The 24,819-nt window shown below is 66.5% G+C and carries 21 protein-coding genes; 10 read left to right on the top strand and 11 right to left on the bottom strand.

Going from position 1 to position 24,819, the window contains the following annotated elements:
* Positions 1–45: 45 nt before the first annotated feature.
* Positions 46–924: a plasmid replication/partition related protein gene (locus VG543_RS00800; protein WP_423177477.1), complete on the bottom strand. Its 879-nt coding sequence runs from the start codon at positions 922–924 to the stop codon at positions 46–48.
* A 63-nt stretch (positions 925–987) separates the two neighbouring features.
* On the bottom strand, positions 988–2,340 hold the full coding sequence (locus tag VG543_RS00795) for an aspartate aminotransferase family protein (RefSeq protein ID WP_423177476.1): 1,353 nt from the start codon (positions 2,338–2,340) through the stop codon (positions 988–990).
* A gap of 104 nt (positions 2,341–2,444) precedes the next feature.
* Here VG543_RS00795 and VG543_RS00790 point away from each other — a divergent pair, with 104 nt between their 5' ends.
* Positions 2,445–3,941, top strand: a complete 1,497-nt coding sequence (locus VG543_RS00790) for an aldehyde dehydrogenase (RefSeq protein WP_111097881.1) — start codon at positions 2,445–2,447, stop codon at positions 3,939–3,941.
* Positions 3,942–4,111: 170 nt separating this feature from the next.
* Here VG543_RS00790 and VG543_RS00785 read toward each other — a convergent pair whose 3' ends face one another.
* Entirely contained in the window at positions 4,112–4,753 is a 642-nt protein-coding gene (locus tag VG543_RS00785) for a hypothetical protein (protein WP_058979502.1), read from the bottom strand.
* Between the two features lie 147 nt (positions 4,754–4,900).
* Between VG543_RS00785 and VG543_RS00780 the strand changes: the two genes are divergently transcribed.
* A complete protein-coding gene (locus tag VG543_RS00780; protein WP_329847255.1) occupies positions 4,901–6,202 on the top strand; it encodes an MFS transporter in 1,302 nt (433 codons plus the stop codon).
* Here VG543_RS00780 and VG543_RS00775 read toward each other — a convergent pair.
* Both VG543_RS00775 and VG543_RS00770 read right to left on the bottom strand, forming a co-directional pair.
* Positions 6,183–6,644, bottom strand: coding sequence for a bacteriohemerythrin (locus VG543_RS00775; protein WP_021203550.1), 462 nt, complete (start codon positions 6,642–6,644; stop codon positions 6,183–6,185). The two genes, VG543_RS00780 and VG543_RS00775, sit on opposite strands and share 20 nt — an antisense overlap.
* Before the next feature lie 85 nt (positions 6,645–6,729).
* Complete coding sequence (locus tag VG543_RS00770) at positions 6,730–8,073, bottom strand: diguanylate cyclase (RefSeq protein WP_312545427.1); 1,344 nt, start codon at positions 8,071–8,073, stop codon at positions 6,730–6,732.
* Positions 8,074–8,274: 201 nt separating this feature from the next.
* On the opposite strand from VG543_RS00770, the gene VG543_RS00765 reads away from it, so the two are divergent.
* Positions 8,275–8,661 (top strand): hypothetical protein, encoded by a 387-nt coding sequence (locus VG543_RS00765; protein ID WP_227199817.1) that lies wholly within the window; start codon positions 8,275–8,277, stop codon positions 8,659–8,661.
* A gap of 111 nt (positions 8,662–8,772) precedes the next feature.
* Here VG543_RS00765 and VG543_RS00760 read toward each other — a convergent pair whose 3' ends face one another.
* Positions 8,773–10,383 carry an MASE1 domain-containing protein gene (locus VG543_RS00760; RefSeq protein WP_423177475.1) on the bottom strand — a complete coding sequence of 537 codons (1,611 nt, stop codon included), beginning with the start codon at positions 10,381–10,383 and terminating at the stop codon, positions 8,773–8,775.
* 213 nt (positions 10,384–10,596) lie between these two features.
* Positions 10,597–11,874 carry an NAD(P)/FAD-dependent oxidoreductase gene (locus VG543_RS00755; protein WP_423177474.1) on the bottom strand — a complete coding sequence of 426 codons (1,278 nt, stop codon included), beginning with the start codon at positions 11,872–11,874 and terminating at the stop codon, positions 10,597–10,599.
* Between the two features lie 161 nt (positions 11,875–12,035).
* Here VG543_RS00755 and VG543_RS00750 point away from each other — a divergent pair, with 161 nt between their 5' ends.
* The 3 genes from VG543_RS00750 (at position 12,036) to VG543_RS00740 (ending at position 15,392) form a co-directional block, all read left to right on the top strand.
* Entirely contained in the window at positions 12,036–12,797 is a 762-nt protein-coding gene (locus tag VG543_RS00750; protein WP_329847263.1) for a gamma-glutamyl-gamma-aminobutyrate hydrolase family protein, read from the top strand.
* Positions 12,794–14,191: a glutamine synthetase family protein gene (locus VG543_RS00745; RefSeq protein ID WP_019659051.1), complete on the top strand. Its 1,398-nt coding sequence runs from the start codon at positions 12,794–12,796 to the stop codon at positions 14,189–14,191. Before VG543_RS00750 ends, VG543_RS00745 begins: the two co-directional genes overlap by 4 nt.
* Positions 14,192–14,282: 91 nt before the next feature.
* Positions 14,283–15,392 carry a polyamine ABC transporter substrate-binding protein gene (locus VG543_RS00740; RefSeq protein WP_227843960.1) on the top strand — a complete coding sequence of 370 codons (1,110 nt, stop codon included), beginning with the start codon at positions 14,283–14,285 and terminating at the stop codon, positions 15,390–15,392.
* A gap of 38 nt (positions 15,393–15,430) precedes the next feature.
* On the opposite strand, the gene VG543_RS00735 is transcribed toward VG543_RS00740, so the two are convergent.
* Positions 15,431–16,813 carry a flavin-containing monooxygenase gene (locus VG543_RS00735; RefSeq protein ID WP_423177473.1) on the bottom strand — a complete coding sequence of 461 codons (1,383 nt, stop codon included), beginning with the start codon at positions 16,811–16,813 and terminating at the stop codon, positions 15,431–15,433.
* Between the two features lie 291 nt (positions 16,814–17,104).
* Here VG543_RS00735 and VG543_RS00730 point away from each other — a divergent pair, with 291 nt between their 5' ends.
* From VG543_RS00730 to VG543_RS00715, 4 genes are all read left to right on the top strand, one after another.
* Complete coding sequence (locus VG543_RS00730) at positions 17,105–18,241, top strand: ABC transporter ATP-binding protein (protein ID WP_005415926.1); 1,137 nt, start codon at positions 17,105–17,107, stop codon at positions 18,239–18,241.
* A complete protein-coding gene (locus tag VG543_RS00725; protein ID WP_423177471.1) occupies positions 18,238–19,170 on the top strand; it encodes an ABC transporter permease subunit in 933 nt (310 codons plus the stop codon). Before VG543_RS00730 ends, VG543_RS00725 begins: the two co-directional genes overlap by 4 nt.
* Positions 19,167–20,009 (top strand): ABC transporter permease subunit, encoded by an 843-nt coding sequence (locus tag VG543_RS00720; RefSeq protein WP_019659047.1) that lies wholly within the window; start codon positions 19,167–19,169, stop codon positions 20,007–20,009. Before VG543_RS00725 ends, VG543_RS00720 begins: the two co-directional genes overlap by 4 nt.
* 83 nt (positions 20,010–20,092) lie before the next feature.
* Positions 20,093–21,457 carry an NAD-dependent succinate-semialdehyde dehydrogenase gene (locus VG543_RS00715; protein ID WP_423177470.1) on the top strand — a complete coding sequence of 455 codons (1,365 nt, stop codon included), beginning with the start codon at positions 20,093–20,095 and terminating at the stop codon, positions 21,455–21,457.
* 167 nt (positions 21,458–21,624) lie between these two features.
* Here VG543_RS00715 and VG543_RS00710 read toward each other — a convergent pair whose 3' ends face one another.
* The 3 genes from VG543_RS00710 to VG543_RS00700 are packed head-to-tail and all read right to left on the bottom strand — an operon-like array spanning position 21,625 to position 24,782.
* Entirely contained in the window at positions 21,625–22,647 is a 1,023-nt protein-coding gene (locus VG543_RS00710) for a magnesium and cobalt transport protein CorA (protein WP_423177468.1), read from the bottom strand.
* A gap of 6 nt (positions 22,648–22,653) precedes the next feature.
* On the bottom strand, positions 22,654–23,904 hold the full coding sequence (locus VG543_RS00705) for a DUF4105 domain-containing protein (protein WP_423177467.1): 1,251 nt from the start codon (positions 23,902–23,904) through the stop codon (positions 22,654–22,656).
* Complete coding sequence (locus VG543_RS00700; protein WP_019659043.1) at positions 23,901–24,782, bottom strand: HlyC/CorC family transporter; 882 nt, start codon at positions 24,780–24,782, stop codon at positions 23,901–23,903. The genes VG543_RS00705 and VG543_RS00700 overlap by 4 nt, the downstream gene beginning before the upstream one ends.
* Between the last annotated feature and the right edge of the window lie 37 nt (positions 24,783–24,819).

Here is a 24,819-nt window from a genome sequence, read left to right as displayed (position 1 = left end):
CAGCCGAACATAGGATCTCGGCTCTACATGAGAGGTTCGCGTTTTTTAAAGCGCTTCCAGCTGCTTGCGCAGCGCGGCCAGCTGCGCGCGCAGGGTGTCGTTCTCGCGGGTCAACGCGACCACGCGGCGGCGCAGGGCCGGGGCATCCTCGCCCAGCTGTTCCAGCGCCAACAGCACTTCGGCGTCGCGGCTGGCGATCTCGTCCTCATTTGCCTCCTCGAAATCCATCTCGGCTGCTTCCGGCTTCGGCGCGCGCGGCTTGCGCTTGGACTCGCGCACGCGCTTGGCGGCCTGCTTCAGCTCGTCCTTGCCACCGGCGGCGGCAGCGCGCTGCTCCTCTTCGGGCAGGTCGGCCACGGCCGCAGCGGCGCTGATCGAGATCACGCCGGCCTTCACCGCCTCCACCACTTCGGGTGCAGCCTGGGCATGGATGCGCTCGATCATGCCGACCTGGCTGGTGCTCAGCTTGGCTTCGCGGGCCAGCTCAGCACGGCTGAGCTTCGGGGCCGGCTCCCACGGCGGGCTGTCTTCGCCGCCTTCGTCGGTGATGTCCGCGGTGCCGTCGCTCTCGCGCTGCAGCTGGGCCTGCTCGACCTGCTTGCGGGCGGCCAGGATGTCGCGCTTGCGCAGCGCCAGCACGCCGCGCTGGAAGTCGGACACGCTGCGACGGCCCAGGTGCTGCTCGATCATCCACAGGTGCACGTCTTCCATGCTCTGGAAGCGGGTGTTCTGTACGGTGTTGAAGGGCAGGCCATGCTTCTGGCAGATGCCGAAGCGGTTGTGGCCGTCGACCAGTACGTTGCCCCACAGCACCAGCGCGTCACGACAGCCATCGGCCAGGATGCTGCGCTCCAGCGCGTCATGTTCGTCCGCAGTCAGCGGGTCGATATAGGCCTTGAGTTCTTCTTTGACGACGATATCCATGGGCACGGCAGCGAGCAGGAGCGGAACCGCCCATTGTACCCGCTCGCCGCCGCCGGCCAGGGCTCAGGCGGTGGCCCGGATCATCTCGCCCAGCGTGCCGGTGATCTGGTCGATCTGCGCCTTGTCCACGATCAGCGGGGGCGACAGCGCGATGATGTCACCGGTACAGCGCACCAGCAGCCGGCCATCGTGGAAGCAGCGCCGGAACACCTCGTAGCCGCGGCTGCCGGGCATGTCCCGGCGTGGCGCCAACTCGACCGCCCCGACCAGCCCGAAGTTGCGGATGTCGATCACGTTGGGCAGGCCCTGCAGCGCATGCAGCCGTTCCTGCCAGTATTCGCCCAGTTCGATGGCCCGCTCGAACAGGCGCTCCTCGGCGTAGACCTCCAGAGTGGCCAGCGCGGCCGCACAGGCCAGCGGGTGACCAGAGTAGGTATAGCCGTGGAACAGCTCGATGGCCTGCGGTGGCGCCTGCATCAGCGTAGCGTGCACCGCATCGCTGGCCAGCACGCCGCCCAGCGGCACCGCGCCGTTGCTGACCGCCTTGGCGAAGGTCAGCAGGTCGGGGGTGACCCCGAAGCGCTGTGCGGCGAAGGGCATGCCGACCCTGCCGAAGCCGGTGATGACCTCATCGAACACCAGCAGGATGCCGTGGTGATCGCACAGCTCGCGCAGGCGCTGCAGGTAGCCCGGCGCCGGCAGGATGACCCCGGCGGACCCAGCGATGGGCTCGACGAAGACCGCCGCGATGGTCGAGGCGTCATGCAGCGCGATCAGCCGCTCCAGGTCGTCGGCCAGTTCAGCGCCCTGGCGCGGCAGGCCCCTGCTGAATGCATTGCGCTGCAGGTCCAGGGTGTGGCGCAGGTAGTCCACGCCGCCCAGCTGCAGGCCGAACGCCCTGCGGTTGTTGGGCAAGCCGCCTAGTGCCATGCCGCCGAAGCCGACGCCGTGGTAGGCCTTCTCGCGGCTGATGAAGCGCGTGCGCTGGCCCTCGCCGCGCTGGCGGTGGTAGGCCAGCACGATCTTCATCGCGGTATCCACCGCCTCCGAGCCGGAATTGGTGAAGAACACATGGTTGAGCGCGCCCGGTGCCAGCGCCGCCAGGCGCTCTGCCAGCGCGAATGCTGGTGGCGATCCCATCTGGAAGGCGGGCGAGTAATCCAGCGTGCGTGCCTGATCGACGATGGCCTCGACGATGCGCGGCCGCGCGTGGCCGGCGTTGCAGCACCACAGGCCGGCGGTACCGTCGAGGATGTGGCGGCCGTCGACATCCTCGTAGTGCATGCCCTCGGCGCGCGCCAGCACACGCGGTGCGGCCTTGAACTGGCGATTGGCGGTGAACGGCATCCAGTACGCGTCCAGGGATTCCGGGCGCTGGGTGACCAGGTCGTGCAGGTCGCTCGCGGAACGTTTCATGCCAGCTCCATCGGGGTCCGATGGGGTGAATGTAGCGCAGCCGCGTCACAGTGGAGTCGCGGCCACGCCGGTATAACCGGGGAAACTGTTGCGAGGAGCCCGACATGGCCGACTTTCCCCACCGCAGCCACTGGCAGGCGTTGTCGCAGCAGCTTTCGATGCCCGGCCAGGCCTTCATCGATGGCCGCTACACCGACGCCGCCAGCGGCGCCCGCTTCGACTGCATCAGCCCCATCGATGGCCGTGTGCTCGCGGCGGTCGCCGACTGCGATGCACAGGACGTGGAGCGCGCAGTGCTGGCGGCGCGGCGTGCCTTCGATGCGGGCCACTGGTCGCAGGCCAGCCCGGCGCATCGCAAGCGCGTGTTGCTGGCGCTGGCCGCGCTGGTGGAGAAGCACGCCGATGAGCTGGCGCTGCTGGAAACCCTGGATATGGGCAAGCCGGTGCGCGACGCACGCCGTATCGACCTGCCCGGCGTGGTGCGCTGCCTGGCCTGGACCGCCGAAGCGGTGGACAAGCTGTACGGGGAAATCGCGCCGACCGGCCCACACGAGCTGGGGCTGGTCACGCGCGAGCCTGCCGGCGTGGTGGCGGCGGTCGTGCCATGGAATTTCCCGTTGCTGATGGCCTGCTGGAAGATCGCGCCGGCACTGGCGATGGGCAATTCGGTGGTCCTCAAGCCGTCCGAGCGTTCGCCACTGTCGGCGTTGCGGCTGGCGGCGCTGGCGGCCGAGGCGGGCCTGCCGGACGGAGTGCTGAACGTGCTGCCCGGCCATGGTGCGCGCGTGGGCGAGCCCTTGGCGCTGCACATGGATGTGGACGTGCTGGCCTTCACCGGTTCCACCGCCACCGGTGCGAAGCTGCTGGAGTATGCAGGACGGTCCAACCTCAAGCGGGTCTGGCTGGAATGCGGTGGCAAGAGCCCCCACCTGGTGTTCGCCGACGCGCCGGACCTGGACGCAGCGGCCAAGGCCGTGGCGCAGGGCATCTTCTTCAACCAGGGCGAAGTCTGCACCGCTGGCTCGCGGCTGCTGGTGCAGCGCTCGATCCGTGAGGACTTCGTGCACCAGGTGATTGCCTATGGCCAGCACATGCAGCCCCGCCATCCACTGGAGGCCGATGCACCGATGGGTGCGCTGGTCGACGCCGCGCACGTGGACAAGGTGCTGGCCGATATCGCCCGTGCCGAAGGCGAGGGCGCTCGTCTGCTGATGGGGGGCCATCGGGCCGAGGTGGAGTCCGGCGGCTGCTACGTGCAGCCCACGGTGTTCGACCAGGTGCGTCCGGACCACGCGTTGGCACGCGAGGAAGTGTTCGGGCCAGTGCTGGCCGTGCTTGGTTTCGACGACGAGGCCGAAGCGGTGCGCGTGGCCAATGACAGCCGCTATGGATTGGCGGCGGGCCTGTGGACGCGTGACCTGGGCCGCGCCCATCGTGTCGCACGCCAGCTGCGCGCCGGCAGCGTCTGGGTGAACGGCTGGGACGGTGGTGACATGACCGCCCCGTTCGGTGGCTACAAGCAGTCCGGCAACGGCCGGGACAAATCGCTGCATGCGTTCGACAAGTACAGCGAGATCAAGGCCACCTGGATCCAGTTGTAACGACGCGCCCGCCGAGCGCTTTTCGTAGAGCCGAGCCCACGCTCGGCTGCTGTTTGCTCTTTGTAGAGTCGAGCCATGCTCGACTGCTCTTCGCGAAATGCAGCCGAGCATGGCTCGGCTCTACAAAATGCGAAAAGCCGTCGAGCAAGCTCGACGCCACAGTAATGCGACTACCGGCAACGCGCGCTCACCTGCAGCACCGCCGCACGCAGCATGTCGCGGTCGGCTTCTTCGACGGCGTTCTGGAAATAGTCCATGTCCTGCTTGCCCAGCTCGCACGGGTCGACGATGTAGCCCGGTGGCCACAAACCCAGCAGTTGCGCGACGCCATGCACGATCTGCTCGGGGGTCATCTGCCGACGGATCGGGAAGTAGTTGCGGCGCGCCGCGAATGCCGGGTGTATCTCGCGGCGACCAATAAGACGCGGAGCGACACCCGCAGCGCTGATGCCGTCACCACCGTCGATGCTGCCCGCAGGCAGACTCAGGATCAGTGGCGCCACCGCAGCCGCGTTTTCCGCGGCAGGCTGGGCGCTGTCTGCCTGCGCAACCGGGGCAGGGCGGGGCATCACCGATGCGGCCGGACGCGTCATCTGTGCGGAGGGCAAGGTGGGCTGCTTGGCTACCGGCGTCGGCAGTTCCGGTGGCAGCCAACGCAGCAAGATCCGTGGGCCGTCGTCGCTGCGCAGTTCGATCCGGCCGCTGTCCAGCAGCCACAGAGCAAGCCCGCCATGCACCAGCAGTACCACCAGCCACGCCGCCATCCGCGGCAGCTTCGGCGAATCGGACCACGACAGCGCGACTGCAGTCATCGGCAAAGCGTCCATGCAGGGACCGGTGGCGCAGCCTAGCGGGTGGCCCGAAAAATTCCGTTGGCATCGGTGTCGGCTGAAACCATCGCCCCGTGCGGCCATCGGCCCGTGGCAGAATCGGGCGATCCGCCGTTACCCGTGTTGCCGATGTCGACGATCACCGCTGCCGCGCCGTCCGTGAATTCCCCCCGTCGTGTCCTGCTGGCCAGCCTGATCGGCACCACCATCGAATTCTTCGATTTCTACATCTACGCCACGGCCGCCGTGCTGGTGTTCCCGCACCTGTTCTTCCCGGACAGCAGCGAGCAGGCGGCGCTGCTGCAGTCACTGGCAACGTTCGCGGTCGCGTTCATCGCGCGCCCGGTGGGCTCGGCAGTGTTCGGCCACTTCGGTGACCGTATCGGCCGCAAGGCCACGCTGGTGGCCGCGCTGCTGACCATGGGCCTGTCCACGGTGCTGATCGGCCTGTTGCCCACCCATGCACAGATTGGCCTGTGGGCCCCTGCGTTGCTGGCGCTGTGCCGCTTCGGCCAGGGCCTGGGGCTGGGTGGCGAGTGGGGCGGGGCGGTGCTGCTGGCCACTGAGAACGCTCCGCCGGGCAAGCGCGCCTGGTACGGCATGTTCCCGCAGCTGGGCGCGCCACTCGGCTTCCTGTTGTCGGCCGGCATCTTCCTGGTGTTGGGCCGTTGCCTGAGCCAGGGTGACTTCCTGCAGTGGGGCTGGCGCATTCCGTTCGTGGCCAGCGCGCTGCTGGTCGGCCTTGGCCTGTGGGTGCGCCTGAACATCCACGAGACCCCCGATTTCAGGCAGGCGCTGGAGCGCAAAGCACCGGTGCGGCTGCCGATGTGGACGGTGCTGCGTGACCACCCGGTGCCGATGCTGCTGGGTACCCTGGGCGCGTTCGCCACCTTCGTGCTGTTCTACCTGATGACCGTGTTCAGCCTCGGCCATGGCACGGCGGTGCTGGGTTACAGCCGCGAGCAGTTCCTGCTGATGCAGATGGCCGGCATGCTGTTCTTCGCGCTGGGCATCCCGCTGTCGGCGCGCTATGGCGACCGCTGGGGGACGCGTCGCACCATGATCGTCGCCAGCGTGCTGATTGTCGGCTTCGGCGTGCTGTTCGCACCGCTGTTCCAGCCGCACAGCCCATGGCTGGTCACTGCGTTCCTGTGCCTGGGATTGTTCCTGATGGGGCTGACCTACGGCCCCTGTGGCACCTTCCTGGCCGAAATCTACCCGGTGGAAGTGCGCTACACAGGCGCCTCGCTGTCATTCAACCTGGCCGGCATTCTGGGTGCGGCGCCGGCGCCGTACCTGGCCACCTGGCTGGCGGAACGCTTCGGCCTGGTCGCGGTCGGCTACTACCTGTGCCTGACTGCGGTAGCTACCCTGTGCGCGCTGGTAGCACTGCACAGGCGCGCCCTGCGGCTCAACCAAAGAAGCGCTTGAGCGTGCGCCCCAGCCAGCCGCCACCCTGGTGTTCGCGGGCAAAGTGGTTCAGGTGCGCCTTGACCTGTTCGGCATAGGCCTGGTCATCGCCGCGGATGTGGTTGAACAGCCAGCGCGAGAGCATGGTGCGCAGTTCATCGCTGATGTCCTCGCCGGCCTGGAAGCGCATGCGGTATTCCGATACCCGCTTGATGAAGACCTCGTGCACGCGCTTGTGCGCGGCACAGAACGGATAGCCCGCCTCTTCCATCAGCTCTTCCTCGAACGCGAAGTGCGACAGGGTGTAGTCCACCACTTCGTCGATCACTTCACCCACCGCCGCACGCTGCATGCTGGCCTGTGCCACGTGCAGGTGGTTGAGCATCTCGATGATGCGGCGGTGTTGTTGGTCGATCACATCGATGCCGATGTTCAGATCGTCCTGCCAAACCAGTAGTGCCATCCCCGGCTCCCCTTCATGCGTATGTCGGGGCCGACTGTAGTACTGCCGCGCGGGTGCGGCGTTGATCTGGATCAAAGCGGGCCGGTCAGGGCAGGGCAGGCTCGCGTGGGCGCAGCGGGCTGGCCACCGTGGTGCAGCTGACCCGGTTGCGGCCACCGGCCTTGGCCAGGTACAGCTGGCGGTCGGCCTCGGAGATCAACCGGTGCAGTGCATCACGCTGCGGGCGCAGGCAGCACAGGCCGATGCTCACGGTCATGCGCAGGGTGGCGGTGCCGATGTCCACTTCCAGCGCGGCGATGCGCTGGCGCAGTTCCTCGAAGTACAGCAGCGCCTCGTCCTGTTCCATGTCCGGCACCAGCAGGCAGAACTCCTCGCCACCGAAGCGTGCGATCAGGTCCTGGCTGCGTGCATGTGCGGCCACCGCGCCGGCCACCGAGCGCAGCGCATCATCGCCGGCCTCGTGGCCGTGCGTGTCGTTGATGTGCTTGAAGTGGTCGATGTCGATCATCGCCACCGCCACGCACTGGCCATGCAGCTGCAGCTGTGGCAGCTGGCGCTGGCTCTGTTCCAGGAAGAAGCGTCGGTTGGGCAGCCCGGTGAGGAAGTCGCGGGTGGCCAGATCCTGCAGAGTGCCGATCAGCTCCAGCTGGTCCACGTTCTGCGAGACGCGGCAGAAAAACTCCTCGCGCGAGAACGGCTTGCGCAGGAAGTCGTTCGCACCGTTCTTAAGGAAGCGTGGGATCAGCGAGGCATCGGTATTGCCGGAGATGCCGATCACCGCCACCTTGTCGCGCGAGCGCAGGGTACGCAGGCGGCGGGTGAACTCCACGCCCTGCATGCCGGGCATTTCCTGATCGACCACCGCCAGGCGGATTGCCGGATGCGCCTCGATCGCAGCCAGGCCCTCGTTGCCGTCGGCGGCTTCATGCACCTCATGGCCGTACATGCGCAGCAGGGCCGCAGCGTAGCCACGCGCAGACGGCGAATCGTCCACCACCAGCGCGGCGATGCGGCGGTTGCGTTCCAGCCGCTGCACCAGCCACACCAGGTAATCGATGCTGCCGGGGGTGTTCTTCAGCACGTAATCGATGATCTGCTGCTGCAGCACGCGCTTGCGCAGGTCCTCGTCGTACACGCCGCTGACCACCACCGTTGGCAGGTCGCGCTTGAGGAAGAACTCGACCACCGCATCACGGTCGCCGTCGGCCAGCACCAGCCCGGTCAGCACCAGGAACCAGCCGGCACCTTCGCTGAGCAGGCGATCGGCCTCGGCGAGGGTGGAAGCGATCACCACCGGCAGTTCCAGGCGCTGTTCGATGGCTTCGCGCAGCATGCCGGTGAACGCACGGGAATTTTCGACCAGCAGGATCCGCTGTGGCAGGGGATCGGCCAGGTCGCCATCGACGGCGGCCTGCGGCAGGACGGGCATGATGCGGTGGCTCACGAAGGAGGGCTCGGCACGGATAGCGGCGGTTTCGGGTGTAACTTTAGGACGAAAACGTCCGTGCTCGTCGTTTGGCCCATTGCTCAGATGGGAAGCGGTTAGTATCAGCTGGAGGTTCTCGATTTCAACTTCGACCTGGAGGTCACTGTGCGATTTTCATGTTTTGGTGCGGCTACTGGATTGCTGATGATTGCCGCTGCCCCGGCAATCGCGGGCGGTCCCTCGGATTTTCATGGAAAGCCATTGGCTACGGCTGGGTTGGGGCAGGCCAGTCCGGCTGCGGTCAATCTCAGCCAGGACCCCAGCTGGCAGCTGTATGGATTCCAGCGTGATGGCATTACCTATTTGCAGGTGAACGACCTCCTCGGAAACGTGCAGCTGATTATCGGCAACGCAGGGGGGACCTACTGGGTGCTGCCGGCAGGCAACAATGCGACCAAGGTTTCGCTGCCCCAGCAGAAGATCCAGATACCGGCAGGCGCCAGCCGCTCGCAGATCTACAGCGGCAGCGATTTTTCGCTGGTGCGTTATCGTAGTGGCGGCGAGGTCATCTGGTCGGTTGAAACACCGTAAAGACGTAGAAGTGCGCAGCGGTGTCGGGATATCCTGCGCCGCTGCGCTTGCCGCGATGAACGCGGCAGAGGGCGATTATTGTAGGGCCGGCCCTCTGGCGGACACCGGCAATCAGATCTGGGTCTGCGAGCTTCCCTGCCCGGAGGTGGTCACGTAATCCATAGCGCTGAACGATGCAATGCCGATGGCGGCGGAGTCACCCGTCTCCACCATCGCCATCCGTATCCGATTCCGATGGCACTGCACTGTTCCGCCATAGGCAATCGTGCGGCCAGCCAAGCGCTCGACCGTGGCGGTGACGGTTGACGGTGACAGGCTGCGGTATGAATCCAGCAGTGCGACCGTCATCAGGATGCCGCGGCGTCCTCCTCTCCTGCCGCAACGCACGCGGATGCTGATCTGACCGGATTCCCTGTTGATCAACAGCGAAACGGCATCGGTGAGGGCGCGATAGGCGGCCAGCTGCAGGCCGACACTGAGCTGACAGGGATCGCCGAGCAATCGAGGGCGCATCACGCGATGGCTCAGGTCCCAGGTTTCGCGTACGCCGCCGGCCTGCAGGGCGACGTAGAGCCCAAGATGTTCCAGTGCTGCGGGATAGACCATGCTGGTTTGTTCGCGGAACTGTCGCGAATGGACCGAAGCCATATGCAGGAGACTGTTCGCTATCGTGGGATGGCCATGCGCATTGAGCCAATTCACCACCTCGCTGAGCGAGGTGTCGATGCCGTCCCCCAGCTTCCTCAGGTGTCGCGCGCGCTCACGGAGATCAAGCTCGCTTGCCACCAGTGAATTGCGCGCGTGCTTGAGCGCATCCCTTTCACCCACTTCGCCCAATCGCGAACGGTGGTAGTAGTGGGTGATGCGCGACCCTAACACCAGCAGTGCAGCGCCGGTGACCGCCATGATCTGCTGGGTCGCGAACGCAGCTGGATCGAACGCACCCGTGTAGGGGCTTGGGGTGGTCAGGCCAATGATCAGGTTGAGCGACGGTACTCCGATCGCCGCACCTCGCCAGCCATACAGACAGGTGAGCACGACGACCGGCAGCGCCATCAGCAGCTGCATCGATGTCTTGGCGTTGGCTTCGTCCAAGGGCAGCTGTGCGGCATACAGGCCAATTATGGCCATCAGCGTCAGGGCAGCGACTGCAGGCGGGGCGAAACCTGATGTCCAACGGGCGTTGCCGGTCCGGCGTGTCCACAGCAACGCAAGCGGTGCAAGGGTCAGTATGCCGATGAAGTCGCCAACGACCAGGCGCGCGATGCTCGCAAGCACCGGCATCTCCGGCGGTGTCGGCCACAGGAGATGTGCCAACATCAGATTGAGCGCCGTGACCACCAGTGCCGAAACCGCCGCGACTGAAATCAGCCATGCATTCTTCGTGGTCACCATCATTTTCCGGTGCAGATGCACGATCAGCATCACTGCAGGCATCAGCAGTGCCGAACCAAGCACTATCCAGGCCAGTCCATACTTCTCGATCATTGGCACGCGCATCTGCGCAAAGTAGGCGTATTCGCCCAGCAGCAGGTACGGCCACCATCGAGGCGGGAACAACAGCACCGCAGCCACGCGGACGCCGGCGGGCAGGTAGAACTGGTCGAGCGACAACTGGCGAGACGCCCAGCATGCGATGGCGTACAACAGCGCAAGGACCAGCCCCGCCGGGCGGATACGCAACTTCAACTGCAGGCCTTCATTCCACCAGTTCAATCGCACATCTCCCTCTAGTACGTTCCCTGTCAGCATCCATTCGCCGCGGGACCCGGTTCTGAGGGACGGTATCGGCATGAAATAGATAATGCAATTGCCGATGCGATCTGCCGATCAAATGAGAATTCCGTCACGCCCTTCTGGATGAGTGCTCTTCACATGCTGTGGAGGTCCGGGAATTGCCAGTTCTTCGGAATCTCTCCGTGTCAGCTCACTGTTTCACCACAACGCATCCCGCAGCTTGTACCACGACATCGCCGCCACCAGCAGTGGCGTGCGCAGCAGCCGGCCGCCAGGGAAGGGGGCATGCCGCAGGCGCTGGAACACGTCCAGGCGCTCGCTCTGGCCTGCAATAGCAGCGGCGATCACCTCACCGGCCAGCCCGGCGGCGGCCACCCCATGGCCGGAGAACCCCTGCGCGAAGTACAGATTGCCGTCCAGCCGGCCCCAATGCGGGGCGCGGTTGCGGGTAATGTCCACATAACCGCCCCAGACCTGCTCCAGAGGCACGTCGGCCAGCTGCGGGAACACCTGGTGCATGCGCCGCTGCATCACCCCGCGCAGGCCGGGTGGCGGTAGTGCTGAATAGCTGGCACGGCCACCAAACAGCAGGCGATGGTCGTGGCTGAGACGGAAGTAATCCAGTGCCCAGGCGGTGTCGGCCACGGCCATGTTGTTGCCGATCAGGGCACGGGCGCGCTCGGCACCCAGCGGAGTGCTGGCCCCGATATAGGTGCCGACCGGCATGATCCGCCGTTCCAGCTCGGGCAGCAGGCCCTGCAACCAGGCGTTGCCGGCCACCACCAGATGCGCAGCGCGCACGCTTCCCTGCGCGGTATGCAGGGTGGGCTGCGGCCCGCGCTGCACGCGGGTCACTGCGGAGTTCTCATGAATCACCGCGCCGGCCGCACGCGCCGCATCGGCCAGTCCGCGGGCATAGGCCAGGGGCTGCAGATGCGCGCTGAGCGGATCGAACATCGCGGCGCGGTAGCGTGGGCTGTCCAGCTGTGCGCGCAGGGCATCATGGTCCCACCACTGCATGGGGTAGTCGTAGTGGCGTTGCAGATGCTCGCAGTTGGCCTGCAGGTCGCGCTCATGGCGTTCGCGGATGGCGACGCTGGCGTGGCCTTCCACCCAATGACAGTCAATGCCGTGCCGATCGATGCGTGCGCGCATCGCCTGCACCGCGTCGCGTGACCAGTCGAACAGGTGGCGCGCATCATCACGACCGAGCTGACGCTCCAGTTCGTCCACCTCGCAGCCATAGCCGACCAGCGCCTGGCCACCGTTGCGACCGGACGCGCCCCAGCCGATCCGCTGCGCGTCCAGCACCACCACGCGCTGGCCGCGCGTAGCCAGTTCCAGGGCTGCGGTCAGGCCGGTATAGCCGGCACCGAGCACCGCAACGTCGGCCTGCACATTCCTCTGCAGCGGGGGCAGTGCGGGCGGTTCGGGCAGACTGGCGGCGTACCAGCTGGGCGGGAAGGCGGCACTCACCGCAGGCCTCGCGGGCGCAGTGCGGGAGGGCGGAGCGGGGGAGGACGATCAGCATTCACCCGCGTAGTTTCGCCGATGCGTGACAGCCATGGTGTGACGGCGACGACTTGCCGCCTTCGCCGGGCGACGGGTAACGTGTCGGCACGTCAAGGAGTTTTTCCATGCGCCGCCTGCCCTGGGTGGGCCTGCCCACCGACAGTACCGTGCTCGGCCATCACCGCTTCGCGGCGGCCGGCGAGAAGTACGTGCGCGCGCTGGCCGAGGCCGCCGAAGTGACCCCGGTGGTACTGCCGAGCCTGCAGCCTCCTTTGCCGGTTGGCGACTGGCTGCAGGGGCTTGATGGCCTGCTGTTGACCGGCGCGGTCAGCAACATCGAACCGCGGCACTACGAGGGCGGTCGCAGCTGGCCGGGCAATCTGCATGACCCGGCCCGTGATGCCAATGCGTTCGCGTTGCTGCGTGAGGCTTTGGCGCAGGATCTTCCGGTACTGGCGATCTGCCGCGGCTTCCAGGAACTGAACGTCGCGCTGGGTGGCAGCCTGCATCCGCAGGTACACGCGGTGCCTGGCCTGGCTGACCATCGCGAAGACCCGCAGGCGCCGGTGGAGGTGCAGTACGGACCGGCCCACGCGGTTACCCTGGTTGCCGATGGCTGGCTGGCGCAGTGGCACGGCAGCGACCGGGCGCAGGTCAATTCGGTGCACGGGCAGGGCATTGCCCGCCTCGCGCAGGGCCTGCAGGTCGAGGCCGTGGCCGACGATGGGCTGGTCGAAGCCGCACGCAGCCTGCACCATCGTTTCGTGCTCGGCGTACAGTGGCACCCGGAGTGGCGTGTCATGCAGGCGCCGTTCTATCACGCTATTTTCCGTGCGTTCGGCCAGGCTTGCCGGCAGCACCAACAGAACCGACTGGATTCCCGATGAGTTCCCGAACGCGCCCGCGCAAGACGGCCACGCCCCCCGCACCGCAGGAAAGCACGCTGCTGCGCTGGCTGAAGGAGCGGCGCATCACCGAGGTGGAATGCCTGGTGCCGGACATCACCGGCAACGCGCGCGGCAAGATCATTCCCGCCGACAAGTTCTCGCACGACTACGGCACGCGCCTGCCTGAGGGCATCTTCGCCACCACCGTCACCGGCGAGTTCCCTGACGATTACTACGAGCTGACCTCGCCGTCCGACTCGGACATGATGCTGCGCCCCGATCCGGACACGGTGCGCATGGTGCCGTGGGCGGCCGACGCCACCGCGCAGGTCATCCACGATTGCTACACCAAGAGCGGTGAGCCGCACGAGCTGGCGCCACGCAACGTACTGCGCCGCGTGCTGGCGGCCTACGCCGAGCTGGGCCTGCGCCCGGTGGTGGCGCCGGAGCTTGAGTTCTTCCTGGTGCAGAAGAACACCGACCCGGACTTCCCGCTGCTGCCACCGGCCGGCCGCTCCGGGCGCCCGGAGACCGCGCGGCAGTCGTACTCGATCGACGCGGTCAACGAGTTCGACCCGATCCTCGACCTGATGTACGACTACGCCGATGCGATGAAGCTGGACGTGGACACGCTGATCCACGAATCGGGCGCGGCGCAGCTGGAGGTCAACTTCACCCATGCCGATGCGATGGACCTGGCCGACCAGGTATTCCTGTTCAAGCGCACCATGCGCGAGGCGGCGATGCGCCACGGCGTGTATGCCACCTTCCTGGCCAAGCCGATGGAGAACGAGCCGGGCAGTGCCATGCACATCCACCAGAGCCTGGTGCGGATGAGTGACGGCAGCAACGTTTTTGCCGGTGATTCCGATGCCGAGGGCGAGTTCAGCCCAGTGTTCGGCCATTACCTGGGTGGCCTGCAGAAGTACGCGCCGCAGGCGATGGCGTTCTTCGCGCCGAACGTGAACTCCTACCGCCGCCTGGTGTTCGGCGAGGTCTCGCCGAGCAACGTGCACTGGGGCTTCGACAACCGTACCTGCGGGCTGCGCGTGCCGCTGGATACGCCGGAAAACATGCGCGTGGAGAGCCGTTTCGCCGGCTCCGACGCCAACCCGTACCTGGCAATGGCGGCGACCCTGGCCTGCGGCCTGCTGGGCATCCGCGAGCGGTTGGCACCGGATGCGCCGGTGACCGGCAGCGCCAAGGAACTGGGCTACAACCTGCCGCGCTCGCTGGGCGAGGCGCTGGACGGGCTGGAGCAGTGCAGCGAGCTCCAGGCCCTGCTGGGCGAGCGTTTCTGCCGCGCCTACATCTCGGTCAAGCGCAAGGAATACGAGACCTTTTTCCGCGTCATCAGCTCGTGGGAGCGCGAGTTCCTGCTGCTGAACGTCTGAGCATCCGCAATAGAAAAATCCGCCGCCGGGGGGTAGGCTGGCACCCGTCGCCGGCACCGCCGGCCCCCCTTCCCGCATTCTGGAGCACCCGATGAAGCTGCGTATCCTCACGCTCGGCCTGGCCTCCGCCATGCTCGCCGCCTGTGGCGGTGGCAACGGCGGCGCGCAGGACAGCCAGGTCCTGAACGTCTACAACTACAGCGATTACATCGCCGAGGACACCATTCCGACCTTCGAGAAGGAGAGCGGGATCAAGGTGACCTACGATGTGTTCGACAGCGATGAGATGGTCGAGACCAAGCTGCTGGCCGGCAACAGCGGCTACGACGTGGTGGTGCCGACGCTGAACTTCTTCGGCCGCCAGATCCAGGCCGGCGTGTTCCTGCCGCTGGACAAGAGCAAGATCCCGAACCTGGCCAACCTCGATCCGGCGGTGATGAGGCGCATCGCCACCCAGGATCCGGGCAACCAGTACGGCGTGCCGTACATGATCGGCACCACCGGCATCGGCTACAACGTGGACATGCTGAAGCAGCGCTTCGGTGGCAGCACCGACATCGCCAACAGCTGGGACCTGGTGTTCAAGCCGGAGAACATCAGCAAGATGAAGGACTGCGGCGTGACCATCCTGGACACGCCGGCCGACATGATCCCGATCGCGCTGCATTACCTGGGCCTGGACCCGCACAGCGGCGACCCGGCCGAACTGCAGAAGGCGGCCGACCTGCTGAAGTCGATCCGCCCGTACGTTCAGAATTTCCACTCCTCGCAGTACGTGGGTTCGCTGGCCAACGGCGGTACCTGCCTGGTGGTCGGCTGGTCCGGTGACATCATCCAGGCCCGCGACCGCGCCGAGGAAGCCAGCAATGGCGTGCACGTGGCTTATTCGATCCCGAAGGAAGGTGCGCCGCAGTGGTTCGACATGCTGGCGATCCCGAAGGACGCCAAGCACCCGGAAGCGGCTTACAGGTTCATCAACTACCTGCTGGAACCGAAGGTCGCTGCGGCCAACACCAACTTCATCCACTACGCCAACCCGATCCCGACCGCAACGCCGCTGGTGGACGAGGCGATCCGCACCGACCCGACCATCTATCCGCCGGCGGATGTCGCCGAGAAGATGTTCACCTACTCGATCAACACGCCGGAGACCGACAAGCTCTACACCCGGCTGTGGACCGAGGTGAAGACCGGCCGCTGAGCCGGTCTGGCGCCGTCGGGCCCTGCCCGGCGGCTCCCTTAACCTGCGCCGAAGCCGGTACTCCCGCTTCGGCCAAGGTGCTGCAGGATGGCCGGCAGCAGGTCGCGTGCGTCGCGGCCGCCGTTGCACAGGAACGACGAACTCATCCGCTGCAGGTTGTGCATGCCGATGAAGAACAGCCCCGGCTGCGGGGAAACACCGAAGTCGCCAAGCGGATAGCCGTGTGCATCCAGCACGCCCTGCATGTCGAGCCAGGGCCATTCGGCGACGAAGCCGGTGGCCAGTACCACCGCGCGGATGCCCGCAGCCTTCAGGTCCAGCTTGCATGGGGACGGTTCCGGCTCCCAGTGCAGGTAGACCTCTTCGGGAATGTAGCGGGCATCGTCGGTGCGCGGTTCGGGCCGCGTGGCGTAGTACGCGCTGGCCAGCGAATCGAGATAGGCATATTCGGCCCGCGTCGCCTCGATCGCGGTATGCAGCTGCGGGCGGACATCGGCGAAGCGGGCGGTGTTTCCGCTGAATTCCTGCAACCGGCCCAGCAACCTGATGCCTGCGTGGTGCATCGCCAACAGGCTGATCGAACTGCCCAGGCCGGCGCTTCCCTTGCCGGATATCAGCGGGAACTCCGCAGTGCGGGCCTTGCGCAGCGCGTCCGGCCCACCCGCCAGTACTCCCGCCGATTCGCTCACGTGCTGGTGGATGCGCCCGGCCATGTCCCACCAGGTCATCGAGTCCTTGCCGCGCAGCCGGCGGGTGTGCGAATGCCGCTGGGCCAGTGACCAGTACACGCTGCGACCACCGTCGCGCAGGTCCTGGGCGATCTGCGCGCCGGACTGGCCGCCGCCGATGACCAGCACCGCGCCCTCGGGTAGCTGGCCGGGACTTCGGTAGTCGCTGGAGTGCAGCACGGTGAGGCCTGGTGCGGGCGCGAAGGGGGCCCGGGGCAACCGCGCCCGGCGGTATTCACCGGTGGCGACCACCACCGCCTGGGCATGGATCAGCCCCCGGCTGCTGTCGATGTCATAACCACCGGACTCGGGCCCGACCCGATGGACCACGCACCCTTCGCTGATCGGCAACGAGCGCTCGTCGGCATAGTCGCGCAGCCGTCGGATCACTTCCGGGGCCCCCATGAACCCTTCCGGGTCATCCCCGGCATAGGCATGGCCATGAAGGGCCATGGTCGCGTTGGCGGTGTTGGTCTGGAACGAATCCCAGCGCCGCCGCCAGCTGGCACCCACGGTTTCGGCCTCCAGCACGCGATGCTCGACGCCGGCCTCCTGCAGGAGCGCGCTGAGCGACAACCCGGCCTGGCCGGCGCCGATGATGACCAGCGGCAGCCGTGCAGGCAGGCAGCCCGGCAGGCGGGGCGGGAAAGGGGAGGGGCTGTCCGGGGAAATCACCAGGGTCGGTCCATGCAAGGCCTAGATCCGGGGCATTGCGCGGGGAATGCCCCGGGCTTTCAATGGATCCCGCTCTGAAAAATGTTGCAGATCGGGCCGCCGCCCGTGGTGCCTGGCCGGGACGGCCGTCCGGGCGTCGAGGAGAGCCTGGGCCTCCCGGCGCACAGGCCACCATGGCGGGGGAAAACCGACACACCTCGGGAGGCCTGGGCGCGCCAGCGGCCGCTTCCACCCACTGCCGTCATATCCCCTTCGGCCCCCGGCCGTTAGAATGGCCGCCGCTGTCCACCGCCCGCTCCCGGAGCCCCCATGCCCGTTGAAGCCCAGCCGGTAGCCGCCGTCGTCGACACGACCGGTGCGCCCGGCTATCTCTCCATTCGTGATCTGCGCAAGGAATTCGACGGATTCGTCGCCGTCGACGACGTCAACCTGGACGTGCGCAAGGGCGAGATCTTTGCCCTGCTCGGTGGCTCCGGCAGTGGTAAATCGACCCTGCTGCGCTGCCTGGGCGGCTTCGAGACGCCCACCAAGGGCAGCATCACCGTCGATGGCCAGCGCCTGGACGCGCTGCCGCCGTACCAGCGGCCGGTCAACATGATGTTCCAGTCCTATGCCCTGTTCCCGCACATGACGGTCGAGCAGAACATCGCCTTCGGCCTGAAGCAGGATGGCCTGGGCAAGGACGCGATCAGCAAGCGCGTCGGCGAGATGCTCGACCTGGTGCAGATGGGCCACCTGGGCAAGCGCAAGCCGCACCAGCTGTCCGGTGGCCAGCAGCAGCGCGTGGCGCTGGCGCGGTCGCTGGCCAAGGGGCCGAAGCTGCTGTTGCTGGACGAGCCGATGGGCGCGCTGGACAAGAAGCTGCGCTCGCAGATGCAGCTGGAACTGGTCAGCATCATCGAGTCGTCGGGCGTGACCTGCGTGATGGTCACCCACGACCAGGAAGAAGCGATGACCATGGCCACCCGCATCGCGGTGATGGATGCCGGCTGGATCCAGCAGGTCGGCAAGCCGGACGAGGTCTACGAGCAGCCGGCCAACCGCTTCGTCGCCGAGTTCATCGGTTCGGTCAACCTGTTTGACGGGGTGATCGACGAGGACCTGCCCGAGTACGTGACCGTGCGGTCGCCGCTGTTCCCGGCGCCGATCTACATTGCCCATGGCATCACCTGCTATGAAGGGCAGCCGGTCGCGTTCGCGCTGCGCCCGGAGAAGGTGATGATCGGCAAGGACGAGCCGGAAGGGCACACCAACAAGGCGCAGGGCGTGATCGAGGACATCGCCTACTTCGGCAGCCACTCGGTCTATCACGTGCGCCTGCCCAGCGGCGCCAAGGTGCTGGCCAACTTCGCCAACTCGCAGCGCTGGGCCAGTGATGGCTTCACCTGGGGCGACGAGGTGTGGGTGCACTGGCGCGACAACGACGGCGTGGTGCTGACCTCATGAGCGTCGCCGGCCTGAAGCGCTGGCTGCCGGGGCTGCGTGCCACGGTGATCGGCATTCCGTACCTGTGGCTGCTGCTGTTCTTCGCAGTGCCGTTCCTGATCGTGCTGATGATCAGTTTCTCGCTCAGCCGGGTCGGCTCGCCGCCGTATACCTGGCTGCTGCAGTACGCCGACGGCGGTTTCTCGCTGAAGCTGAACCTGGAGAATTACCTGGCGCTGTTCCGCGATTCGATCTATGCCCAGGCGTTCCTGAGCTCGATCAGGATCGCGGCGATCTCCACCTTCTTCACCCTGCTGATCGGCTATCCGATGGCCTATGCCATCGCGCGCCTGTCGCCCGCCGCTCGCAACGTGGCGATGATGCTGGTGGTGCTGCCGTCGTGGACCTCGTTCCTGATCCGCGTGTATGCGTGGAAGGCGATCCTGGACCGCAACGGCCTGCTTGACCAGTTCCTGCAGTTCACCGGCCTGCAGGCGCTGATGACGTCGATGGGCCTGCCGAAACTGCAGCTGATCGACACCCCGACCGCCGCCTACATCGGCATCGTCTACTGCTATCTGCCGTTCATGGTGCTGCCGCTGTACGCCAATCTGGTCAAGCATGACCACCGCCTGCTGGAAGCGGCCTACGACCTCGGTGCCAAGCCGTGGCAGGCGTTCCTGCGCATCACCCTGCCGTTGTCGAAGGCGGGCATCATCGCCGGCTGCATGCTGGTGATGATCCCGGCGGTGGGTGAATTCGTGATCCCGGAAATGCTCGGTGGTTCGGAGACACTGATGGTCGGCCGCCAGCTGTGGAACGAGTTCTTCAACAACCGCAATTGGCCAGGCGCCTCGGCGATGGCGGTGGCGATGATCCTGTTGCTGCTGGTGCCGATCCTGCTTTTCAACCTTTCCCAGCAGCGCCTGCTGGAAGGGAAGCAGGCATGAGTCCGCGCACCGGCAAAGGCCTAGCGCTGGGCGTGCTGCTGCTCGGCTTCGCTTTCCTGTACCTGCCGATTCTGCTGTTGATGTTCTATTCGTTCAACAGCTCGCGGCTGGCGATGGTCTGGGCCGGGTTTTCCACCCGCGCCTACAGCGACCTGTTTGCCGACCGCGCGCTGATGGAGGCGATGTGGACCAGCCTGGTGGTGGCGTTCTGGACTGCGTGTACCGCTACTGTGCTGGGTACGCTGGCGGCGATGGTGATGACCCGTTTCAAGCGCTTCCGCGGCAAGCCACTGTTCGGGGCGCTGGTCACCGCGCCGCTGGTGATGCCGGACGTGATCCTGGGCTTCTCGCTGATGGCGCTGCTGGCCTCGATGGGCGCGATTCCCGGCTTCCCGGCGCGTGGCCTGGCCACCATCTGGATCGCGCACGTGACCTTCACCCTCTGCTTCGTCACCGTGGTGGTGTCCTCGCGCCTGCAGGAAATGGATCTGTCGCTGGAAGAAGCCGCGATGGACCTCGGGGCCAGCCGGTTGACCGTGTTCACCCGCATCACCCTGCCGATCATCGCGCCGGCGCTGGTGGCGGGTTGGCTGCTGGCGTTCACCCTGTCGCTGGATGACGTGGTGGTGGCCAGCTTCGTGGCCACGCCGGGCTCGACCACGCTGCCGATGAAGGTGTTCGCGTCGGTGCGCATGGGCATCAGCCCGAAGATCAATGCACTGGCCACGCTGCTGGTGTCGGCGGTATCGATCGCCGCGGTGATCGGCTGGTACATCAATGCCCGCGCCGAGAAGCGGCGCCAGCGCGACCTGCAGCTGGCGCGGCAGGACAACGGCTGAGTACACGATCCGTCCACTGTGCCGGCAACACCCGGCTCACGGCCGGCGGCGCACAATGGGGGTCTTCCAGATGGAGATCCCCCATGACCGTCGAGATCGTCGACCCGGCCACCGGCCAGGTGACCTACCGCCATGAACTGATGGGCGCTGCCGACATCGAGCAGCGCCTGCAGGCCGCCGCCGATGCGTTCCCCGGCTGGGCCGAGCGTTCGCTGCAGGAACGCGGCGTGATCCTGCGCCAGATCGCGGCGCAGCTGCGCACGCGCCGCGACGACCTGCAGCAGGCGATGACCCACGAGATGGGCAAGCTCAAGGCCGAAGCGCTGGCCGAGGTCGACAAGTGCGCTGCCGCCTGCGAGTACTACGCCGACCACGCGGCCGACTACCTCAAGCCGCAGTTGATCGACACCGAAGCCCAGCGCAGCTACGTGCGCTACGAGCCGATCGGCTGTGTATTCGCGGTGATGCCGTGGAATTTCCCGATCTGGCAGGTGTTCCGTTTCCTCGCCCCGGCGTTCATGGCTGGCAACGTCGCCCTGCTCAAGCACGCCAGCAATGTGCCGCAGTGCGCCGACCTGATCCTGGCGGTGTGCCGTGACGGCGGCCTGCCTGATGGCGTGTTCGACGTGCTGCACATCGACAACGACCAGGCCGCCGACGTGCTGCGCGACGCACGGGTGAAGGCGGTGACGCTGACCGGCAGCGAGCGGGCAGGGCGCTCGATCGCCTCCAATGCCGGCAGCCAGCTGAAGAAGTCGGTGATGGAGCTGGGTGGCAGCGATGCCTTCGTGGTGCTCGACGATGCCGACCTCGACAAGACCGTGGCCGCAGCGGTGAAGTCGCGCTTCGACAACAGCGGCCAGACCTGCATCGCGGCCAAGCGCTTCATCGTGGTCGAGGCGGTGGCCGATGAGTTCACCCGTCGCTTTGTGGAGGCGGCGGGCGAGCGCCAGTACGGCGATCCCGATAAGCCTGGCACCACGCTGGCACCGATGGCTCGCGCCGACCTGCGTGACGAACTGCACAAGCAGGTGCAGGCCAGCGTGGCCAAGGGCGCGCGGGTGCTGATCGGTGGTGAGCCGATAGCCGGCACCCATGCCGGCTATCCGGCCACGGTGCTCGACCAGGTCGGCCCGGGCATGCCGGCGTATGACGAGGAGCTGTTCGGGCCGGTGGCCGCGGTGATCCGGGTCAAGGATGAGGCCGAGGCACTGCGCGTGGCCAACGACACCCGCTTCGGCCTGGGCGGCAGCGTGTGGACCGGCGATCCGGTACGCGGCGAGCGCTTCGCGCAGCGCATGGAATGCGGTGCGGCGTTCGTCAACGCCATCGTCAAGAGCGACGCGCGGCTGCCGTTCGGCGGCAGCAAGCAGTCAGGCTTTGGTCGGGAGCTGGCTGACCATGGCATCCATGAGTTCATGAACATCAAGACCGTCTACGTGGCTTGATCCCGAGCGGTAGTGCCGGTCGCTGGCCCGCATTGCCCTGATTGCCGGCCAGCGGCCGGCACTACCAGAAGCGGGTCATGTGCCACCACCAACGGTCGGGGCCTACCGGATTGCGGGGTATCGACGCCCCCCGTGCATGGTGGGTATCGACCGTTGGTCGATACGCGCTACAACCACTTCGCGCGCTTGAACAGCCGGTACAGCCCTACGCAGACGCCGCCCACGCCAACGATCATCAGTGGGTAGGCCCACGGTTGGCTCAGCTCCGGCATGTGGCTGAAGTTCATGCCGTACCAGCTGGTGATCAGCGTCGGCGCCGCCAAGAGTGCGGCCCACGCACCCAGCCGCTTGACCGTCTCGCCCTGCGCCAGTGTCACCAGCGAAAGGTTCACGCTCAGCGCGGTGCCCAGCATCTCACGCAGGGTGTCGATCACATCGCTGATGCGCACCGCATGGTCATGCACGTCACGCACGTACAGCTTCACTTCGTCCGGGATCAGTTCGCCCTGGTAGCGGCGCAGCTGCGCGAGCACGTCCTGCAGTGGCGCCACTGCCATGCGCATCTTGTTCAGTTCGCGCTTGAGCTCGTACAGGCGCACCACGGTGCTGCGCTTGTAATTCTCGGCGAAGATGTCCTTCTCCAGCAGGTCCAGGGTATCGCGGAAGCGGTGCACGATCGGCAGGTAGTTGTCGACCACGAAGTCGGTCACCGCATACAGGCAGTACGACGGGCCCATTTTCAGCAGCTGCGGCTCGCGCTCGACGCGTGCGCGCACTGGCGCGTAGGACAGCGAGGCGCCGTGGCGCACCGTCACCAGGAAGCGCGGGCCGAGGAAGGCATGGGTTTCGCCATACTGGATGCGCTCGTCGACCATCTGCGCGGTGGTCACCACCACGAACAGCGAATTGCCGTAGGTCTCGACCTTGGGCCGCTGGTGTGCGTTGCGCGCGTCTTCGATGGCAAGGTCGTGCAGGCAGAATTCTTCCTGCAGTTTCAGCAGCACATCGTCGTTGGGATCGTACAGGCCGACCCACACGAAGCCATTGCCACTGGCGATGACATCGCTGATGGCGTCCAGGGTGATGTCGTGGCGTTTGCCCTCGTCATCGTAGTGGACGCAGTTGATGACGCAGGTAGGGTTGGCCGAAGCCGGGGCGGAAGCGGAGGCGGGCAATGACATGCCCGCCATCGTGCGTCAGGGCCGTGTTTCGGACAAGTGAGGACGGCGCCCCAGCACCCACGCCAGGGCCGCGTGCACCGGCAGCAGCAGCACGATCCACTGCACGTTGTACTGGGCCTGCAGGCTCAGCCAGTGCAGCACCAGTGCGGCCACCGCCTGTACCGCCAGCAGCCACAACATGATGCTGAACATGCGTCCCGGCAGGCGCCGGCGCAGCAGCGCGATCGCACCGGGCAGCAGCAGCACGGCCAGCGGCGAAAGCAGCAGCAGGTTGCGGTTTGCCCACGCGGCGTAGTGGATGCTGAAGCCCCACAGGAACACCAGCACGCCACCCAACAGAGCGCACAGCAGCCAGAACGGCAGTGCCAGCCCGGCCAGCAGGCGCGGGCGGTTGCGCAGCGCCAGCACGCCAGCGGCGATCACCAGGCCGCACAGCAGCCACGGCCACCAGCGGCGTGCGAACTCCTTCGGCTCCGGATCGATGCGGTGCGGCAACAGTTCCTGTTCGGCCTGCACCAGCGGCCGGCCATCGCTGTTGCGTGCCTGGCGCAGGGCATCGGCCAGGCGCATCGGGACGAACGCTTCCTGCCAGCGCGACAGCGGCTGGTCGGCGAACGGCCCCAGGCCCACATCGAAGCCCAGCCACATCCATGGTGCCGGCGAGGCCAGACGGACCGATTCACTGCGATAGGTGTTGCCACGCGAGCGCCCCGACAGCTGCGACTGCAGGCCACCACCCAACGCCTTGTCGAGGGTGTCGCGCACCATCGTGGCGCAATTGGCGGTGTAATAGTCGTAGTGGTAGCGCGCGTTTTCCGGCTTGGCCCGCTCGGCCAGGTCAGCGGCCAGGGCACGCGCCTGGTCCGGGCGCAGGTCCAGCCATTGCACGCTGGCACCGCGGCCGGTCTCGTCGTAGTACGACAGGTCCTGCTGCAGCGGCAGCGCCACCAGGTAATACATCATGTCGCCACGTGCGAAGCGGCTGATGAAATCGTCCTCGGTGGGGTCGAAGTAGCCGAAGTTGTACGAGGTTGCGTCGCCGCTGAGCGGATCGACCACCACGATGGCGTCATGGCCGAAGCGTTCGAAGAACACCGTGCCCGGCTGCATGGTCACCACGCCGATGCGCGGAGCAGGGGCTTCAGCGCTGGCCGCGGGCACGGCAGGTGTGGCCGGCGCCGGCTGCGCGAAGGCGGCCAGCGGCAGGGCCATGGCCAACACGTAGAGTGTCAGCCACACCATGAGGATCAGGCCGCGGCGCTTCAAGCGTCGTCCTGCGCGTCCGGCGGCAGCACGGTCACGTGGAAGGCCTGTACCCGGCGCGCATCGGCGCGGGCCACGCGGAACATGAAGCGGTCCAGTGCCAGCTCATCGCCGACTTCCGGCAGATGGCCCACGGCCTCGGTGACCAGGCCACCGATCGTGTCGTAATCCTCGTCGGAGAACATTGCGCCGAAACGCTCGTTGAAGTCGCCGATCGGGGTCAGCGCGTCGACCACGTACTGTCCGTCGGACTGGATGGCGATCTGCGCCGACGGGTCCTCGGCCTCGTCATGCTCGTCGTCGATCTCGCCGACGATCTGTTCCAGCACGTCCTCGATGGTGACCAGGCCGGCGACACCGCCGTACTCGTCGACCACGATGGCCATGTGGTTGCGCGACAGGCGGAACTCCTTCAGCAGCACGTTGAGCTTCTTCGCCTCCGGAATCAGCACTGCCGGGCGCAGCAGCTCGCGTACGTTGGCCGGGCCGTTGTCGGCGACCACGCCGCGCAGCAGGTCCTTGGCCAGCAGGATGCCAAGGATGTCGTCCTTGTTCTCGCCGTGTACCGGGAAGCGTGAATGGCCGGATTCGACCACCTGCTTCATCAGTTCCAGGAAGGGCGCTTCAACCGGCAGCGAGACCATCTGCGAGCGCGAGATCATCACGTCGCCCACGGTCAGCTCGGCCACCGAAATGGCGCCTTCCATCATCTTCAGGGTATCGGCGGCGATCAGGCCTTCTTCCTGCGCGGTGTGCAGGACAGCGACCAGCTCGTCGCGGGTATGGGGTTCGCCGGAGAAGGCGGAGGTCAGGCGTTCAAGCCAGCCGCGCTTCTTTTCACTGTGCTCCGCAGGGGAGCTACTACTGTCGTCTTCTGACATCTCTGGAAAAAAGGCACCCGGCAGGCCGGGCGTTGAC

It is taken from the genome of Stenotrophomonas sp. CASM101 (assembly GCF_049384845.1).
Classification (GTDB): Bacteria; Pseudomonadota; Gammaproteobacteria; order Xanthomonadales; family Xanthomonadaceae; genus Stenotrophomonas; species Stenotrophomonas hibiscicola.
Note: the sequence above shows the minus strand (reverse complement) of the source record. Positions and strands in the feature narration are given on the sequence as shown.

What these genes read in the sequence shown, in the direction of transcription:
- VG543_RS00800 (WP_423177477.1), bottom strand. Translation starts at nt 924, where the DNA reads ATGGATATCGTCGTCAAAGAAGAACTCAAGGCCTATATCGACCCGCTG.
- VG543_RS00795 (WP_423177476.1), bottom strand. Translation starts at nt 2,340, where the DNA reads ATGAAACGTTCCGCGAGCGACCTGCACGACCTGGTCACCCAGCGCCCG.
- VG543_RS00790 (WP_111097881.1), top strand. Translation starts at nt 2,445, where the DNA reads ATGGCCGACTTTCCCCACCGCAGCCACTGGCAGGCGTTGTCGCAGCAG.
- VG543_RS00785 (WP_058979502.1), bottom strand. Translation starts at nt 4,753, where the DNA reads ATGACTGCAGTCGCGCTGTCGTGGTCCGATTCGCCGAAGCTGCCGCGG.
- VG543_RS00780 (WP_329847255.1), top strand. Translation starts at nt 4,901, where the DNA reads ATGTCGACGATCACCGCTGCCGCGCCGTCCGTGAATTCCCCCCGTCGT.
- VG543_RS00775 (WP_021203550.1), bottom strand. Translation starts at nt 6,644, where the DNA reads ATGGCACTACTGGTTTGGCAGGACGATCTGAACATCGGCATCGATGTG.
- VG543_RS00770 (WP_312545427.1), bottom strand. Translation starts at nt 8,073, where the DNA reads ATGCCCGTCCTGCCGCAGGCCGCCGTCGATGGCGACCTGGCCGATCCC.
- VG543_RS00765 (WP_227199817.1), top strand. Translation starts at nt 8,275, where the DNA reads ATGATTGCCGCTGCCCCGGCAATCGCGGGCGGTCCCTCGGATTTTCAT.
- VG543_RS00750 (WP_329847263.1), top strand. Translation starts at nt 12,036, where the DNA reads ATGCGCCGCCTGCCCTGGGTGGGCCTGCCCACCGACAGTACCGTGCTC.
- VG543_RS00745 (WP_019659051.1), top strand. Translation starts at nt 12,794, where the DNA reads ATGAGTTCCCGAACGCGCCCGCGCAAGACGGCCACGCCCCCCGCACCG.
- VG543_RS00740 (WP_227843960.1), top strand. Translation starts at nt 14,283, where the DNA reads ATGAAGCTGCGTATCCTCACGCTCGGCCTGGCCTCCGCCATGCTCGCC.
- VG543_RS00730 (WP_005415926.1), top strand. Translation starts at nt 17,105, where the DNA reads ATGCCCGTTGAAGCCCAGCCGGTAGCCGCCGTCGTCGACACGACCGGT.
- VG543_RS00725 (WP_423177471.1), top strand. Translation starts at nt 18,238, where the DNA reads ATGAGCGTCGCCGGCCTGAAGCGCTGGCTGCCGGGGCTGCGTGCCACG.
- VG543_RS00720 (WP_019659047.1), top strand. Translation starts at nt 19,167, where the DNA reads ATGAGTCCGCGCACCGGCAAAGGCCTAGCGCTGGGCGTGCTGCTGCTC.
- VG543_RS00715 (WP_423177470.1), top strand. Translation starts at nt 20,093, where the DNA reads ATGACCGTCGAGATCGTCGACCCGGCCACCGGCCAGGTGACCTACCGC.
- VG543_RS00710 (WP_423177468.1), bottom strand. Translation starts at nt 22,647, where the DNA reads ATGGCGGGCATGTCATTGCCCGCCTCCGCTTCCGCCCCGGCTTCGGCC.
- VG543_RS00700 (WP_019659043.1), bottom strand. Translation starts at nt 24,782, where the DNA reads ATGTCAGAAGACGACAGTAGTAGCTCCCCTGCGGAGCACAGTGAAAAG.